General features: G+C 61.1%; 15 protein-coding genes. 8 read left to right on the forward strand and 7 right to left on the reverse strand.

The window, feature by feature from the left end:
- The 5 genes from tusC (at window position 1) to ACVI9W_RS03215 (ending at window position 3,062) form a co-directional block, all read left to right on the forward strand.
- Window positions 1–360, forward strand: a complete 360-nt coding sequence (gene tusC, locus ACVI9W_RS03195) for a sulfurtransferase complex subunit TusC (RefSeq protein ID WP_461529181.1) — start codon at window positions 1–3, stop codon at window positions 358–360.
- Entirely contained in the window at window positions 360–659 is a 300-nt protein-coding gene (gene tusB / locus ACVI9W_RS03200) for a sulfurtransferase complex subunit TusB (protein WP_191832094.1), read from the forward strand. The genes tusC and tusB overlap by 1 nt, the downstream gene beginning before the upstream one ends.
- Entirely contained in the window at window positions 656–991 is a 336-nt protein-coding gene (locus tag ACVI9W_RS03205) for a TusE/DsrC/DsvC family sulfur relay protein (RefSeq protein ID WP_038612770.1), read from the forward strand. The genes tusB and ACVI9W_RS03205 overlap by 4 nt, the downstream gene beginning before the upstream one ends.
- Window positions 988–1,983: a glycosyl transferase family protein gene (locus ACVI9W_RS03210; RefSeq protein ID WP_461529182.1), complete on the forward strand. Its 996-nt coding sequence runs from the start codon at window positions 988–990 to the stop codon at window positions 1,981–1,983. Before ACVI9W_RS03205 ends, ACVI9W_RS03210 begins: the two co-directional genes overlap by 4 nt.
- Window positions 1,984–2,093: 110 nt before the next feature.
- Window positions 2,094–3,062 carry a glutathione S-transferase family protein gene (locus ACVI9W_RS03215; RefSeq protein WP_461529183.1) on the forward strand — a complete coding sequence of 323 codons (969 nt, stop codon included), beginning with the start codon at window positions 2,094–2,096 and terminating at the stop codon, window positions 3,060–3,062.
- A 108-nt stretch (window positions 3,063–3,170) separates the two neighbouring features.
- Here ACVI9W_RS03215 and cysG read toward each other — a convergent pair whose 3' ends face one another.
- The 6 genes from cysG to ftsK all read right to left on the reverse strand — a co-directional run bounded on the left by cysG (window position 3,171) and on the right by ftsK (window position 10,672).
- Window positions 3,171–4,559, reverse strand: a complete 1,389-nt coding sequence (gene cysG, locus ACVI9W_RS03220; RefSeq protein WP_038612776.1) for a siroheme synthase CysG — start codon at window positions 4,557–4,559, stop codon at window positions 3,171–3,173.
- Window positions 4,560–5,840 (reverse strand): serine--tRNA ligase, encoded by a 1,281-nt coding sequence (serS, locus tag ACVI9W_RS03225; protein ID WP_422415036.1) that lies wholly within the window; start codon window positions 5,838–5,840, stop codon window positions 4,560–4,562.
- 17 nt (window positions 5,841–5,857) lie between these two features.
- A complete protein-coding gene (crcB, locus tag ACVI9W_RS03230) occupies window positions 5,858–6,232 on the reverse strand; it encodes a fluoride efflux transporter CrcB (RefSeq protein WP_038612780.1) in 375 nt (124 codons plus the stop codon).
- Window positions 6,229–7,554, reverse strand: coding sequence for a replication-associated recombination protein A (locus ACVI9W_RS03235; RefSeq protein ID WP_461529184.1), 1,326 nt, complete (start codon window positions 7,552–7,554; stop codon window positions 6,229–6,231). Before ACVI9W_RS03235 ends, crcB begins: the two co-directional genes overlap by 4 nt.
- Before the next feature lie 18 nt (window positions 7,555–7,572).
- The gene (gene lolA, locus ACVI9W_RS03240) at window positions 7,573–8,196 is read right to left on the reverse strand and encodes an outer membrane lipoprotein chaperone LolA (protein ID WP_038612784.1); all 624 of its coding nucleotides are present in this window, start codon (window positions 8,194–8,196) and stop codon (window positions 7,573–7,575) included.
- A gap of 64 nt (window positions 8,197–8,260) precedes the next feature.
- Window positions 8,261–10,672: a DNA translocase FtsK gene (gene ftsK / locus ACVI9W_RS03245; protein ID WP_461529185.1), complete on the reverse strand. Its 2,412-nt coding sequence runs from the start codon at window positions 10,670–10,672 to the stop codon at window positions 8,261–8,263.
- 292 nt (window positions 10,673–10,964) lie between these two features.
- On the opposite strand from ftsK, the gene aat reads away from it, so the two are divergent.
- From aat to infA, 3 genes are all read left to right on the forward strand, one after another.
- On the forward strand, window positions 10,965–11,645 hold the full coding sequence (gene aat / locus ACVI9W_RS03250) for a leucyl/phenylalanyl-tRNA--protein transferase (protein WP_038612788.1): 681 nt from the start codon (window positions 10,965–10,967) through the stop codon (window positions 11,643–11,645).
- A 57-nt stretch (window positions 11,646–11,702) separates the two neighbouring features.
- Complete coding sequence (locus ACVI9W_RS03255) at window positions 11,703–12,410, forward strand: arginyltransferase (protein ID WP_038612790.1); 708 nt, start codon at window positions 11,703–11,705, stop codon at window positions 12,408–12,410.
- A gap of 104 nt (window positions 12,411–12,514) precedes the next feature.
- Window positions 12,515–12,733 (forward strand): translation initiation factor IF-1, encoded by a 219-nt coding sequence (infA, locus tag ACVI9W_RS03260; protein ID WP_002553999.1) that lies wholly within the window; start codon window positions 12,515–12,517, stop codon window positions 12,731–12,733.
- Window positions 12,734–12,868: 135 nt separating this feature from the next.
- Here infA and clpA read toward each other — a convergent pair whose 3' ends face one another.
- Window positions 12,869–15,139, reverse strand: a complete 2,271-nt coding sequence (clpA, locus tag ACVI9W_RS03265) for an ATP-dependent Clp protease ATP-binding subunit ClpA (RefSeq protein WP_422421129.1) — start codon at window positions 15,137–15,139, stop codon at window positions 12,869–12,871.
- Between the last annotated feature and the right edge of the window lie 23 nt (window positions 15,140–15,162).

Raw genomic sequence — 15,162 nt, forward strand, 5'->3', positions numbered from 1 at the left:
TTGGCCAAGTCTTTGCTGATTATCAGCCGCCAGGCGCCCTGGACCGGCCCTTCTGCCCGTGAAGCACTGGATATCGCCCTGGCCGGCGGCGCCTTTGATCTGCCGCTGGGCATGCTGTTTCTCGACGACGGGGTGTTCCAGCTCGCGCCAGGGCAGCAACCCGCCCAGCTGCAACAGAAGAACCTGGCCGCCAATCTGCAGGCCCTGCCGATGTTTGGCGTCGAAGAACTCTTCGTCGCCAATAGCAGCCTGCAGGAGCGCGGCCTGGCCCTAGATACCCTGAGCTTGCCGGTGCAAGTGCTGGATGATGCCGCGCTGGCCGTGTTGATCGACCGTTTTGACCAGGTGATTACCCTCTGATGAGCACCTTGCACGTAATTTCTCACTCGCCCTTCGGCGACAATCGCCTGAGCAGCTGCCTGCGCCTGCTTGGCAGCGCGGATGGCCTGCTGCTCTGCGGCGATGCGGTGTATGCCCTGCAGCCCGGCAGCGCGCCGCTGGCCAGCCTGCAAGCAAGCAACCTGCAAGGCCGCCTGTTCGCCCTTGAAGAAGACCTGCAAGCACGCGCCATTGGCACGGACGACAACATTCGGGCCATCGACTACCCGGCCTTTGTCGCCTTGTCGCTGGACTACGACAAGGTCAACAGCTGGCTATGAATACCCTGACTGTAGGCGAGCGCAGCATCGCCCTGGACAAGGATGGCTATCTGGTCGAACTCAGCGACTGGTCTGACGAAGTCGCCACCGCCCTCGCCGCCCACGAACAACTGGAGCTGACCCCCGAACACTGGGAAGTGCTGACGCTATTGCGTGCCTTCTACCAGGAGTTCGAACTGTCGCCGGCAACCCGCCCGCTGATCAAGTACACCGCACTCAAGCTGGGCCCGGAAAAAGGCAACAGCATGCACCTGAACCGCCTGTTCAAAGGCACTCCCGCCAAACTCGCCGCGAAGCTTGCGGGCCTGCCGAAGCCAACCAATTGCATATGACCGATCCTCGCCCGCTGATCACCGAAACCCCGGCCGAACACCCCTTTGCCCAGTTCGTGCGCATCCTTGGCAAAGGCAAGCGCGGCGCCCGCGGCCTGAACCGTGAAGAGGCCCGCGAAGCCATGGGCATGCTGCTCGACGGCAAGGTCGAAGAAACCCAGCTGGGCGCGTTCCTGATGTTGCTACGGCACAAGGAAGAAAGCCCGGAGGAACTGGCCGGTTTCACCGAAGCGTTGCGTGAGCGTCTGGACGCGCCACAGATCGCGGTGGACCTCGACTGGCCGAGCTACGCCGGCAAGAAGCGCCACCTGCCCTGGTACCTGCTTGCCGCCAAGTGCCTGGCCGCCAACGGCGTGCGCATCCTGTTGCATGGCGGCGGCGCCCACACTGCAGGACGCCTGTACACCGAGCAAGTGCTTGAACTGCTGCAGATCCCGCTGTGCCGTGACTGGAATGCCGTTGCCCAGGCCCTCGACAGCCAGCAGCTGGCATTTATCCCGCTGCAGGACTGGGCACCGCGCCTGCAACGAATGATCGACCTGCGCAACACCCTGGGCCTGCGCTCGCCCATTCATTCCCTGGCTCGAGTGCTCAATCCGCTGGGCGCCCGTTGCGGCCTGCAGAGTATCTTCCACCCGGGTTACCAGGCGGTGCATCGTGAAGCCAGCCGGCTGCTCGGCGACACCGCCATCGTGGTCAAGGGCGATGGCGGCGAAATCGAGATCAACCCGGATACCAGCAGCCACCTGTATGGCACGGCAAACGGCATCGAATGGGATGAAGAATGGCCAGCCCTGGCGGCCCAGCGCCATGTCAAACCGGCGAACCTTGAGCCTGAGCATCTGTTGACGGTTTGGCGCGGCGAAGCCCGCGACAGCTACGGTGAACTCGCCGTGGTTGCGACCATGGCCCTGGCCTTGCGCGGACTGGGTCATCACCGCGATGAAGCCTTTGCACAGGCGCAACGTTATTGGGATCAGCGTCAGGCGTAAGGCAACCCATCAACAAAGTCGATTAAACAGGCGCAGACTTTGCGCTATTTGTTCGAACTCAAGCTCGTACACTGGGCTCTATATTCGAACGAATCGCCAAGGAGCTCAGCATGGGCCTGTTGATCGACGGACGCTGGCATGACCAGTGGTATCAAAGCAGCAAAGACGGCGCATTCCAGCGCGAGAATGCGCAACGGCGCAATCAACTGCCCGCCGCTGAAGCGGGTCGCTATCACCTGTATGTCTCCCTGGCCTGCCCCTGGGCCCACCGAACCCTGATCTTTCGCAAGCTCAAGGGCCTGGAAAGCCTGATCGACGTTTCAGTGGTCAGCTGGCTAATGGGCGAAAACGGCTGGACCTTCGACCAGAGCCAAGGCTCCACCGGCGACAAGCTCGATCACCTGGACTTCCTCCATCAGCGCTACACCCGCGACGATCCGCACTACAGTGGCCGGGTCACGGTGCCAGTGCTGTGGGACAAGCAGGAACAACGCATCGTCAACAACGAGTCGGCGGAGATAATCCGTATTTTCAACCATGCCTTCGACGACTTGACCGGCAACCGCCTCGACCTTTATCCCGAACCGCTACAGGCCGAAATTGATGCGCTGAACGAGCGGATCTACCCGGCAATCAACAATGGCGTGTACCGCGCAGGCTTTGCCACCTCGCAGCAGGCTTACGAGCAGGCGTTTGATGAAGTGTTTGCCGAGCTGGACTGCCTGGAAAAGCATCTGGGCGAGCGCCGCTATCTGGCCGGGGAATACCTGACCGAGGCTGACTGGCGGTTGTTCACTACGCTGATTCGGTTCGACGCGGTGTACCACGGGCACTTCAAGTGCAATTTGCGGCGCCTGGCTGACTATCCGAATCTGTCGAACTGGCTAAGGGAGTTGTATCAGTGGCCGGGGGTGGCCGAGACGGTGAATTTCGAGCATATCCAGAAGCATTACTACATGAGCCACAAGACCATCAATCCGAACGGGATTGTGCCTAAAGGGCCGTTGCAGGATTTTGCTGTGGCGCATGATCGGGAGAAGTTGCCAGGGAAAGGGATCTGGAACAAGGCTGGCAATTGAGGTAGTGGCTGCAGGCCTCATCGCCGGCAATGCCGGCAATGCCGGCTCCCACAAGGGTCGATGTGATACACAACCTCTGTGGGAGCCGGCCTTGCCGGCGATGCTTTTTTAGCCTTGAGAGCCTTCGAACCAGGCCAGCTTTTCACGCAACTGAACCACTTCCCCGACAATCACCAGGGTCGGCGCATGGACTTCATGCTCAGCCACCAGTGCTGGCAAATCGGCCAATGTCCCGGTAAATACCCGCTGGTTCGGCGTGGTGCCCTGCTGAACCAATGCTGCCGGTGTATCAGCAGCACGGCCGTGACGAATCAGCTCGGCACAGATGGTCGGCAAGCCAACCAGACCCATGTAGAACACCAGGGTCTGCGCCGGTGCCACCAGGTCATTCCACGGCAGGTTGCTGGTGCCATCCTTGAGGTGGCCAGTGACAAAGCGCACCGACTGGGCGTAATCACGATGCGTCAGCGGAATCCCGGCATACGCCGAGCAACCACTGGCTGCGGTAATACCCGGCACCACCTGGAACGGAATGCCCTGCTCGGCCAGTTCCTCGATCTCTTCGCCACCACGGCCGAAGATGAACGGATCACCGCCCTTGAGACGCAACACTCGTTTGCCCTGGCGAGCCAGGGTAACCAGTAGCTGATTGATCTGATCCTGCGGCACGGCATGGTCAGCACGACGCTTGCCGACATAAATGCGCTCGGCATCACGGCGGCACAATTCGATGATCGCCGGAGCGACCAGACGGTCGTAGAGCACCACATCGGCTTGCTGCATCAAGCGCAAGGCACGGAAGGTCAACAGATCCGGATCACCCGGGCCCGCGCCAACCAGGTACACCTCGCCTGGTGCCTGATAGCTGGCACCGTCGATCTTCGCCTGCAGCAAACGCTCGGCCTCAGCACCCTGGCCGGCCAGTTGCCGCTCGGCGATCGGGCCCTGGAACACATCTTCCCAGAAGCCACGACGCTGATTGACGTCCGGATAGAGTGCCTTGACCTTGTCACGAAAGCGCGCGCCCAGTCCGGCCAGTTCGCCATAGGCGGCCGGAATCCAGGTTTCCAGCTTGGCCCGGATCAAGCGTGCCAGCACCGGCGCATCGCCGCCGCTGGACACCGCAACCACCAAAGGCGAACGGTCGACGATGGCCGGGAAGATCACCGAACACAGCGCCGGCGCATCGACCACATTGACCGGTACGCAGCGCTGGTGAGCATCCGCCGAGACCTGGGCGTTGAGCGCCTGATCGTCGGTAGCGGCGATGATCAGCTGGCAACCATCGAGGTCGCCTGGCTGATAGCCACGGCTGAGGATTTCACCACCGCTGTGCCGGACAAGCTCGGTCAGTTGCGCTTCAATCTCGGGCGCGACCACCCGCAACACCGCCCCGGCATCGGCCAGCAGACGCGATTTGCGCAAGGCAATTTCGCCCCCACCGACAACCAGCACACGGCTGCCGCGCAGTTTGTGGAACAGCGGCAGAAACTCCATTTAGGCGATGACCTCCAGGCCACCCATGTACGGCTTGAGCACTTCCGGCACGCGGATCGAACCGTCGGCCTGCTGGTAGTTTTCCACTACCGCTACCAGGGTACGACCTACCGCCAGACCCGAACCGTTGAGGGTGTGGACCAGCTCCGGCTTGCCGGTTTCCGGGTTGCGCCAGCGCGCCTGCATACGGCGCGCCTGGAAGTCGCCACAGTTGGAGCACGAGGAGATTTCACGGTACTTGTCCTGGCTCGGCACCCAGACTTCCAGGTCGTAGGTCTTGACCGCACTGAAGCCCATGTCGCCGGTGCACAGCGCCAACACGCGGTATGGCAGCTCCAGCGCCTGCAACACGCGCTCGGCGTTGGCAGTCAGGCCTTCCAGGGCTTCCATGGACTTGCTCGGCTCGACGATCTGGACCATCTCGACCTTGTCGAACTGGTGCTGACGGATCATGCCGCGGGTATCACGACCCGAGGCACCGGCTTCACTGCGGAAGCACGGAGTGTGAGCGACGAACTTGACCGGCAGTTGCTTGGCATCGAGGATCTCGCCAGCAACAATGTTGGTCAGCGACACTTCGGCAGTCGGGATCAGGTAGAAGTCGGCCTCGCCGTCACGGCTGATCTTGAACAGGTCTTCCTCGAACTTCGGCAACTGGCCAGTGCCTTGCAGCGCCGGGGCCTGGACCAGGTACGGGGTGTAGGCCTCTTCGTAGCCGTGCTCGCTGGTATGCAGGTTGATCATGAACTGCGCCAGGGCGCGGTGCAGGCGGGCGATCGGGCCACGCAGCAGGGCGAAACGGGCACCCGACAGCTTGGCTGCGGTTTCGAAGTCCAGGCCGCCGCTCAGCTCGCCGAGGGCCACGTGGTCCTTGATCTCGAAGTCGAAGGTGCGCGGGGTGCCCCAGCGGCGTACTTCAACGTTGTGATCTTCATCGGCACCGACCGGGACGCTTTCGTCCGGCAGGTTAGGGATTTCCAGCAGGATCGAATCCAGCTCGGCCTGAATGCCGTCCAGCTCGACCTTGCCGCTGGCCAGTTCGTTGGCCATGCGCTCGACGTCAGCCATCAGCGGAGCGATATCTTCGCCGCGGGCCTTGGCCTGGCCGATGGATTTGGAACGGGCGTTACGCTCGGCCTGCAGTTGTTCGGTACGGGTCTGCACCACCTTGCGGCGTTCTTCCAGTGCTTCGATGCGCGCGACATCCAGGCTGAAGCCACGGGAGGCCAGGCGGTCCGCCACTTCCTGAAGTTGGCCGCGTAACAGTTTGGAATCGAGCATGTCGTTCTCTCGTTGGTTCAGAATTTGGTCAAAGACAGGCCGGCCCAGGTTGCGAGCAGCCCGCCAAATACGCTGATCCCGGCATAACCGAAGGCCAGCGGCGCCTGCCCGCTTTCGAGCAGGCGCACGGTATCCAGTGAAAAGGATGAAAATGTCGTCAGACCGCCGAGAAACCCGACGATCAGGCCCGCGCGCAGCTCGACCGGCACCAGCGGGCGATGCAGAAACAGCCCGTAGAGCAAGCCGATCAGCAGGCAGCCAATCAGATTGACCGCCAGCGTACCGAGATAGAAGTGGCGTGGCCAGTGGGCATTGACCCAATTGGCCGTGGCAAAACGCAACAGGGTTCCGGCAATGCCGCCCGCGCTGACGGCGGCGATCACGGCAATCATGGTTTTCTCCGTTGCCGCGGGCTCTTGCGGTCGAGCTCGGCCAGGTGTTTGAGCTTCTCGCCGATCTTCAATTCCAGGCCACGCGGTACCGGTTGGTAGTAATGGCGCGGTTCAAGGTTGTCGGGGAAATAGTCTTCGCCGGCTGCGTAGGCATCCGGCTCGTCATGGGCGTAACGGTATTCGTCGCCATAACCCAGTTGCTTCATCAGCTTGGTCGGCGCATTGCGCAAGTGTAGCGGCACTTCCAGCGAACCATGCTCGCCGGCTTCACGCAGGGCGGTTTTGAAGCCCATGTACACGGCATTGCTCTTTGGCGCGCAGGCCAGGTAGGTAATGGCCTGGGCGACAGCCAGCTCGCCCTCAGGGCTGCCCAGGCGCTCCTGTACATCCCAGGCCGCCAGGCACAGGCTCAAAGCGCGGGGATCGGCGTTGCCGATGTCTTCGCTGGCCATGCGCACCACGCGCCGGGCGATGTACAGCGGATCGCAGCCACCGTCGAGCATGCGCGCGAACCAGTACAGCGCGCCGTCGGGGTTGGAGCCGCGCACCGACTTGTGCAGCGCGGAAATCTGGTCGTAAAAGGCTTCTCCGCCCTTATCGAAACGGCGGCGGCTGTCGCCGAGCAGGCTTTGCAGCAGCTCGACGCCAATTTCGCTGCCGTCTTCGGCGAGGTCCGAGGCGTTCTCAAGGAAGTTGAGCATGCGCCGGCCATCGCCATCGGCGGCGGCCATGAGCATCTGGAAGGCTTCATCGCCGACGCGCAACTGGCGCTTGCCCAGGCCACGTTCTTCCGTCAGAGCGCGATTGACCAGCTTGCGCAGCGCGGCCTCGTCAAGACTTTTGAGCACATAAACCCGCGCTCGCGACAGCAGCGCATTGTTCAGCTCGAACGAAGGGTTCTCGGTAGTTGCACCGATAAAGATCAGCGTGCCGTCTTCGACATAGGGCAGGAAGGCATCCTGTTGCGACTTGTTGAAACGGTGCACTTCATCAACAAACAGGATGGTACGTCGCCCGTACTGCCCGGCCTGCTGCTTGGCGATGTCCACCGCATGACGGATTTCCTTGACCCCGGCGAGCACCGCCGAAACCGTCTCGAAATGGGCATCACAGAACTGCGCCAGTAGCCGCGCCAGGGTGGTCTTGCCGACCCCGGGCGGGCCCCAGAAGATCATCGAGTGCAGCGCGCCCGCTTCCAGTGCCTCGCGCAGCGGCTTGCCGCGGGCCAGCAGGTGTTCCTGGCCGACGTACTCGTCCAGGTTGGCCGGGCGCAAGCGCGCGGCCAGGGGCTGGGCTACGGGGTCACTACGAAACAGATCCATGGACGGCGCTACTACCTCTTACTCGGAGATGACATCCGCGCCTTTGGGGATGTCGAACTTGAACTTGCTCGCCGGGATCGCTTCGTTGGCTTTAACCCCGGTGAACAGAATGTTAGTACGCTGGCCGACGCTGTCGATCAGCTGCATGTCATTGACCAGGCCTTTGCGGAACGAAAGACGCAAGGAGTCGAACAGCGTGTCTTTGGTTTTCGGCTTGAGGGTGAAATCCATGACGTCACCTTGTTCCTTGGAGGTGATATCGAAGCTCTGGCTGATCTTCGATACGTCACCGGACAGCAGCAAAGCCGGGGTTTCGGTTAGGCGCTGATCAAGTTTCTTGATGGTCGCCTGTTCCAGATCCGGGTCCCACAGAGTAACGGTCTTGCCATCCGAGACCACCACCTGCTCCTGCGGTGCATCGGTATGCCAGTAGAACAGGCCAGGGCGCTGTACCGACATCTGCCCCGCCGTTTCCTGCAGGCTGGTGCCGCTGGCATCCAGGGTCAGCTGGGAGAAGCGGGCTTCGATGGTTCTGGACTTTTCCAGCAACTGGGTCAGGCGTGCCACATCCTGCTCACCGGCAAATGCCGAAGCGCTGGACAAGGCCAAAGCGGAAACCAACATCATGCGAATCAGGCGCATGGCAATCCTCGTTGCAGTATGGATGGGCCTGTGGCCGGTCGCTGGCCACAGGCTGGAAGGTTCATCAGTCGCGGGATGGCCCGGGGGCAATCACTTCGCGCGAGCCGTTGGTGTTCATCGCGGTGACCACACCGGCCATTTCCATCGCCTCGATCATCCGCGCGGCGCGGTTGTAGCCGATCTTCAGCTTGCGCTGTACGGCGGAGATGGAGGCGCGGCGGCTTTCCAGGACGAATTGCACGGCTTCATCGTACAGCGCGTCGGTTTCGGCATCATCGTCGCCACCACCGCCGCCACCACCGTCGAAACCGCTACCGGCTTCTTCGACGCCGCTGAGGATATCTTCGTTGTAGTCCGGAGCACCGCGCAGTTTCCACGCCTCGACTACCCGATGGACTTCATCGTCGGACACGAAAGCGCCATGCACACGAATCGGCAGGCTGGTGCCCGGCGGCATGTAGAGCATGTCACCGTGGCCGAGCAGCTGTTCGGCGCCGCCCTGATCGATGATGGTTCGGGAGTCGATCTTGCTCGAAACCTGGAAGGCCATACGGGTCGGAATGTTGGCCTTGATCAGACCGGTAATCACGTCCACCGAAGGCCGCTGGGTCGCGAGAATCAGGTGGATACCGGCGGCACGGGCCTTCTGGGCGATACGCGCGATCAGCTCTTCGACCTTCTTGCCGACAATCATCATCATGTCGGCGAATTCGTCGACCACCACGACGATGGTCGGCAGGGTTTTCAGCAGCGGCGGCACGTCGTCCATGCTTTCGCGCTTGAACATCGGGTCGTAGATCGGCTCACCGGCCTCTTCGGCGTCTTTGACCTTGCGGTTGAAGCCCGCCAGGTTACGCACGCCCATGGCCGCCATCAGCTTGTAGCGCCGTTCCATCTCGGCAACGCTCCAGCGCAGGGCGTTGGCGGCGTCTTTCATGTCGGTGACCACAGGGCAAAGCAGGTGCGGAATGCCTTCGTAGATCGACAATTCGAGCATTTTTGGGTCGATCATGATCAGCTTGGCGTCTTCCGGGCCGGACTTGAACAGGATCGACAGGATCATCGCGTTGACCCCCACCGATTTACCCGAACCGGTGGTACCGGCTACCAGCAGGTGCGGCATCTTGGCCAGGTCAGTGATCACCGGCTTGCCGCCGATGTCGTGCCCCAGGGCCATGGTGACTGGCGATTTGGCTTCGTCGTATTGCGGCGACGACAGCACTTCGGAGAAGCGCACGATCTGCCGGTCTTCGTTGGGAATCTCGATACCGACGGTGGTCTTGCCGGGAATCACTTCAACGACGCGCACGCTGGTCACTGCCAGGGAACGGGCGAGGTCTTTCGCCAGGTTGGCGATACGGCTGACCTTGACGCCGGCGGCCGGCTGGATTTCGTAACGGGTGATCACCGGCCCCGGATGGATGGAGTCCACCGAGACCTCAACGCCGAATTCCTTGAGTTTGATTTCCAGCAGGTTGCCGACACCGGCCAGGGATTCGGGCGAGTAATTGACCTGCTTTTTCTCGGCAGGATCAAGGATGGAGATCGGCGGCAAGGTGCCTTCGACGGCGCTGTCGACGAACAGAGGCGCCTGCTTTTCCTTCTGCACACGCTTGCTCGGCTCCGGCACCTTGGCCTGCGCCGGCATGATCACTGGCGCAGGCGGCTGCACACGCTCGGCGACAGGTTTGCTCGGGACAGGTTCACGCTCGATGATGCGTTCCTTGGCCTTGACCTGCTCGCGGCGATCCGGCACTACCGGGGCCACTACGTCATACTCATGGTCGTCAACTTCACGCAGCTGCGCTACCAGGCGCTTACGCTCGTTGCGCGCCGCCCACCAGCGGTTGGCGGCGCCCTGGAACAGTTCAAACAGGTCTAGGGTGATCTTGCCGGTCACGTCCATGACCTTGAACCAGGACAGGTCGGTAAACACGGTCAGACCGAACAGGAACAAGGCAATGAACATCAGGGTGCTGCCCTGCACGTTCAACGCGTTCTTGGCCAGGTCGCCAAGGCTTTCGCCCAGCGCACCACCGGCCGAAGCTGGCAGGCTGGCGGCCGAATGGAAATGGATATGCGCCAGCGCCGCGCCCGAAAGCACCAGGAACACCAGGCCGATCAGGCGCCAGGAGAACAGCCAGCCACTCCACTGCCAGGGCTGGTGACGCTCACGGAAGATCTGCCAGGTCTTGATCGCCAGCAATAGCGGGAAGATATAGGCGAAGTAGCCCAACACCATGAACAGGACATCGGCGAAGTAAGCACCCGCACGTCCGGCGGCATTCTGCACCTGCTCGACATTGCTGGTATGGCTGAAGCCCGGGTCGGCCTGGTCGTAGGTCAGCAGCGCCATCCACAGGTACAGGCACAGCGCCCCCATGGCAATCAGCGCGCCTTCCTTGAGGCGATAATGCAATTGCTGGCGCCACTGCGGCACAGGCAAGGGATTCGATGTTGCGGTGGATTTCTTCAAAACGCGTCTATTCCTGCGCTCAATGCGCGTCCAACAGTGATTGACCTATGTGAACAGTCAACAAACCACTACTTTTAACATTACTGCCCGCCTACCGCCATGGCGGCACGCCAGAAACACGCGTAAACGGGGGCCAATTTCCTATATCGCAATTTGAGCACGCATTTTCTTTTGTGACAAAGGCTTATGCGGTGTTTTTATGCAAGTGTGACAACAAAGGCCCATGCAAGTTGCGAAGGCTCCGGAATGGAGCGATGCTGGGCGCCCTCCCCTACTCCGCCATTGAACGACGATGCTGACCTGGTTGAGCCGCGACACCCTGACCTTCCCCGCGCTGGATAAAGCCCTGCGCGATCCCAACGGCCTGCTGGCCGCCGGCGGCGACCTCAGCGCCGAGCGCCTGGTACAAGCCTACCGCCACGGCTGCTTCCCCTGGTACCAGGACGGCCAGCCGATTCTCTGGTGGTCGCCCGACCCGCGTACAGTGCTGTTTCCCGACGAATTGCACGTATCGCGTTCGCTGCGCAAGTTCATCCGCCAGGGCCATTACCAGGTCAGTTTCGACCAGGATTTTGCCGCCGTGATCAAAGCCTGCGCAGCGCCCCGCGACTACGCCGATGGCACCTGGATCACCGACAGCATGCAGGCGGCCTACCTCAAGCTGCATCAACAGGGCTTCGCCCATTCGGTTGAAGTTCGCCAGAACGGCGAACTGGTGGGCGGCCTGTACGGCCTGGCCATGGGCCGGTTGTTTTTTGGCGAGTCGATGTTCAGCCGCGCCGACAACGCCTCCAAGGTAGGTTTCGTGACCCTGGTCGAGCACCTGCAGCAGGCCGGCTTTGCCCTGATCGACTGCCAGATGCCGACCGACCACCTGCATAGCCTGGGCGCCCGGGCCATTGCCCGGGCAACCTTCGCCGACTACCTGCAGCGCTACCTTGACCAACCCAGCAGCGCCAGCTGGGTTTGCTAGGCGAGTTTTTCCAGCTGGCTTACACTTAAATCTAAAGCACCTCCCGAGGGGTTGATCATGACAGAGCTGGCGCGGTTGAAGTTTTATGCCACTCAACCCCATTCCTGCAGTTACCTGCCAGACGAACAGGCCACCACGCTGTTTCTCGACCCGAGCCAGCCGATGGATGTGAACGTCTACGCAGACCTGTCGGAAATGGGCTTCCGGCGTAGCGGCGACCACCTGTATCGCCCGCATTGCCAAAACTGCAACGCCTGTGTGCCGGCGCGGATTCCGGCTGCGCGCTTTCTACCCAACCGTCAGCAGAAACGCATCCTCAAGCGCAATGCCGACCTGACCGTCAACGCCGCACGCCCAGCGTTCAAGGAGGAGTACTTCGAGCTGTACCGGCGCTACATCGAACAACGCCATGCTGACGGTGACATGTACCCGCCCAGCCGCGATCAGTTTGCCACCTTCCTGGTCCGTGACCTGCCGTTCTCCCGCTTCTACGAGTTCCGCCTCAACGGCCGTCTGGTCGCCGTAGCGGTCACCGACCTGCTGCCCAATGGCCTGTCGGCGGTCTACACCTTCTACGACCCCGACGAAGAGCGCCGTAGCCTGGGGCGCTTTGCCATCCTCTGGCAGATCACCGAAGCCCTGCGCCAGGGTCTGGATGCGGTCTACCTCGGTTACTGGATCAAAAACTGCAAAAAGATGAACTACAAAACCCAGTACCGCCCCATTGAGCTGTTGATCAATCAGCGCTGGGTAACCCTGAACTGAAATCATTGGCTTAAAATCCAGTTTTCGGGCACAATGCACGCCACTTTTTTTGCCTGGCGCAGTTGTGCACCGGGCCATTAACTGGACACCGAGGGCTTTACTGCATGTCGAAAGAAGACAGCTTCGAAATGGAAGGCACTGTCGTCGACACCCTGCCCAACACCATGTTCCGTGTGGAGTTGGAAAATGGGCACGTCGTTACCGCGCATATCTCCGGAAAAATGCGCAAGAACTACATTCGTATTCTGACCGGTGACAAGGTCCGCGTCGAACTGACGCCTTACGACCTGAGCAAGGGGCGCATCACCTACCGCGCCCGCTAAGCGACACCAACAAAAACGCCCGGCTATATGCCGGGCGTTTTTGTTGGTCTTCGAAAAGCATCGCCGGCAAGGCCGACTCCCACAGACTGGGCATACACCCTACCCGTGGGAGCCGGCTTTGCCGGCGATTAGCCGTTACGCCATCTCAGCCGTGGTCTCGAACTCGAACACCAGCTCGCCATCGCGAATGTCGATGTGCACCACACCGCCATGCTCGGCCAGCTCGCCGAACAGGATCTCTTCGGCCAATGGCCGCTTGATCTTGTCCTGGATCAGCCGCGCCATTGGCCGCGCACCCATCTGCGCATCGTAGCCACCCGCCGCCAGCCAGCTGCGCGCCGCATCGCTCACCTCCAGCAGCACGCGCTTGTCTTCCAGTTGCGCCTGCAGCTCGGTAAGGAACTTGTCCACCACGCTCTTGATCACTTCGTGGTTCAGGCGACCAAACTGGATAATGGTGTCCAAACGGTTGCGGAATTCCGGCGTGAAGCTCTTCTTGATCACTTCCATGGCGTCGGAAGAGTGATCCTGCTGGGTGAAGCCAATCGAGGCTCGCGCAGCGGTTTCAGCACCGGCGTTGGTGGTCATGATCACAATGACGTTGCGGAAGTCCGCTTTGCGCCCGTTGTTGTCGGTCAGGGTACCGTGGTCCATCACCTGCAGCAGCAGGTTGAAGACTTCCGGATGGGCCTTCTCGATTTCATCGAGCAGCAATACGCAATGCGGTTGCTTGGTAATGGCCTCGGTGAGCAAACCACCCTGGTCGAACCCAACATAGCCCGGAGGCGCACCGATCAAGCGCGATACGGTATGACGCTCCATATACTCGGACATGTCGAAACGCACCAGCTCGACGCCCAAGGCTTTGGCCAGCTGACGCGCCGCCTCAGTTTTACCGACACCGGTAGGGCCGGCGAACAGGAACGAGCCCACTGGTTTGTCCGGCGACTTCAAGCCGGCACGCGACAACTTGATTGCAGTCGCCAGCGAATCGATCGCTGCATCCTGACCGAAAACGGTCAGCTTCAGATCACGCTCAAGGTTACGCAGCAGCTCTTTGTCGGAGCTGGTGACGTGCTTAGGCGGAATCCGCGCGATTTTCGCGACGATGTCCTCGACTTGTGGCACATCGATACGCTTGACGCGCATCTCCACCGGTTGCAGGCGCTGGTAGGCGCCGGCCTCGTCGATCACATCGATGGCCTTGTCGGGCATGTGCCGATCATTGATGTAACGAGCTGCCAGCTCGGCAGCGGCGCGCAAGGCTTCATCACTGTATTCGATATTGTGATGAGACTCGAAACGCCCCTTGAGGCCACGCAGGATGCCCACGGTGTCTTCCACCGATGGCTCGCTGACATCAACCTTCTGGAAGCGCCGCGCCAGGGCGCGATCCTTCTCGAAGATCCCGCGAAACTCCTGGAAGGTGGTCGAACCGATGCAACGGATATCACCCGAAGACAGCAATGGCTTGAGCAGGTTGGAGGCATCCATGACGCCACCGGAAGCTGCACCTGCACCGATAATGGTGTGAATTTCGTCGATAAACAGGATTGCTTGTGGCCGTTTGCGCAACTCGTTGAGCAGCGCCTTGAAGCGCTTCTCGAAGTCGCCGCGGTACTTGGTACCAGCCAGCAAAGCGCCCAGATCCAGGGAATAGACCACGCTTTGCGCCAGCAGGTCGGGCACCTGGCCATCGACGATACGCTTGGCCAGGCCTTCGGCGATGGCCGTCTTGCCGACACCAGCCTCACCGACCAGCAGCGGGTTGTTCTTGCGCCGACGAGCAAGGATCTGCGCTACGCGCTCGACCTCAAGCTCGCGACCGACCAGCGGGTCGATGCGCCCTTGACGGGCCTGCTCGTTGAGGTTGCTGGCATAGGCATCCAGTGGATTGCCCGACGATGAAGTTTCACCGCCGTCCTCGTCCTGCATATCCTGCTCGCCCTCGGAGTGCTCACCATGGCCCGGCACCTTGGAGATGCCATGGGCGATGTAATTGACCACGTCGATACGCGCCACGCTCTGCTGCTTGAGCAGGAACACAGCCTGGCTTTCCTGTTCGCTGAAAATCGCTACCAGCACATTGGCGCCGGTGACTTCACGCTTGCCCGAGCTCTGGACATGAAAGACTGCGCGCTGCAACACCCGCTGGAAGCCCAGGGTTGGCTGGGTTTCGCGATCCTCGTCATGCACGGGAATCAACGGCGTGGTGGAGTCAATAAACTCCTGCAGGTCGTGTTTGAGTTTGTCGAGGTTCGCGCCGCAGGCGCGCAGAACGGTCGCGGCGGCCTCATTATCCAATAGTGCCAGCAGCAGGTGCTCGACGGTCATGAATTCATGACGTTTCGAGCGCGCCTCCTTGAAGGCCAGATTGAGGGTGACTTCGAGCTCGCGGTTTAACATAGCTTCACCTCATACCCAAGTGG

The organism is Pseudomonas sp. 210_17 TE3656, from assembly GCF_054821965.1.

Bases quoted from the DNA above. Each gene is read 5' to 3' on its own strand.
- infA (WP_002553999.1), top strand. From the start codon at position 12,515: ATGTCGAAAGAAGACAGCTTCGAAATGGAAGGCACTGTCGTCGACACC.
- aat (WP_038612788.1), top strand. From the start codon at position 10,965: ATGCTGACCTGGTTGAGCCGCGACACCCTGACCTTCCCCGCGCTGGAT.
- lolA (WP_038612784.1), bottom strand. From the start codon at position 8,196: ATGCGCCTGATTCGCATGATGTTGGTTTCCGCTTTGGCCTTGTCCAGC.
- serS (WP_422415036.1), bottom strand. From the start codon at position 5,840: ATGCTCGATTCCAAACTGTTACGCGGCCAACTTCAGGAAGTGGCGGAC.
- ACVI9W_RS03255 (WP_038612790.1), top strand. From the start codon at position 11,703: ATGACAGAGCTGGCGCGGTTGAAGTTTTATGCCACTCAACCCCATTCC.
- ACVI9W_RS03235 (WP_461529184.1), bottom strand. From the start codon at position 7,554: ATGGATCTGTTTCGTAGTGACCCCGTAGCCCAGCCCCTGGCCGCGCGC.
- ACVI9W_RS03205 (WP_038612770.1), top strand. From the start codon at position 656: ATGAATACCCTGACTGTAGGCGAGCGCAGCATCGCCCTGGACAAGGAT.
- ACVI9W_RS03215 (WP_461529183.1), top strand. From the start codon at position 2,094: ATGGGCCTGTTGATCGACGGACGCTGGCATGACCAGTGGTATCAAAGC.
- crcB (WP_038612780.1), bottom strand. From the start codon at position 6,232: ATGATTGCCGTGATCGCCGCCGTCAGCGCGGGCGGCATTGCCGGAACC.
- tusB (WP_191832094.1), top strand. From the start codon at position 360: ATGAGCACCTTGCACGTAATTTCTCACTCGCCCTTCGGCGACAATCGC.
- cysG (WP_038612776.1), bottom strand. From the start codon at position 4,559: ATGGAGTTTCTGCCGCTGTTCCACAAACTGCGCGGCAGCCGTGTGCTG.
- clpA (WP_422421129.1), bottom strand. From the start codon at position 15,139: ATGTTAAACCGCGAGCTCGAAGTCACCCTCAATCTGGCCTTCAAGGAG.
- ACVI9W_RS03210 (WP_461529182.1), top strand. From the start codon at position 988: ATGACCGATCCTCGCCCGCTGATCACCGAAACCCCGGCCGAACACCCC.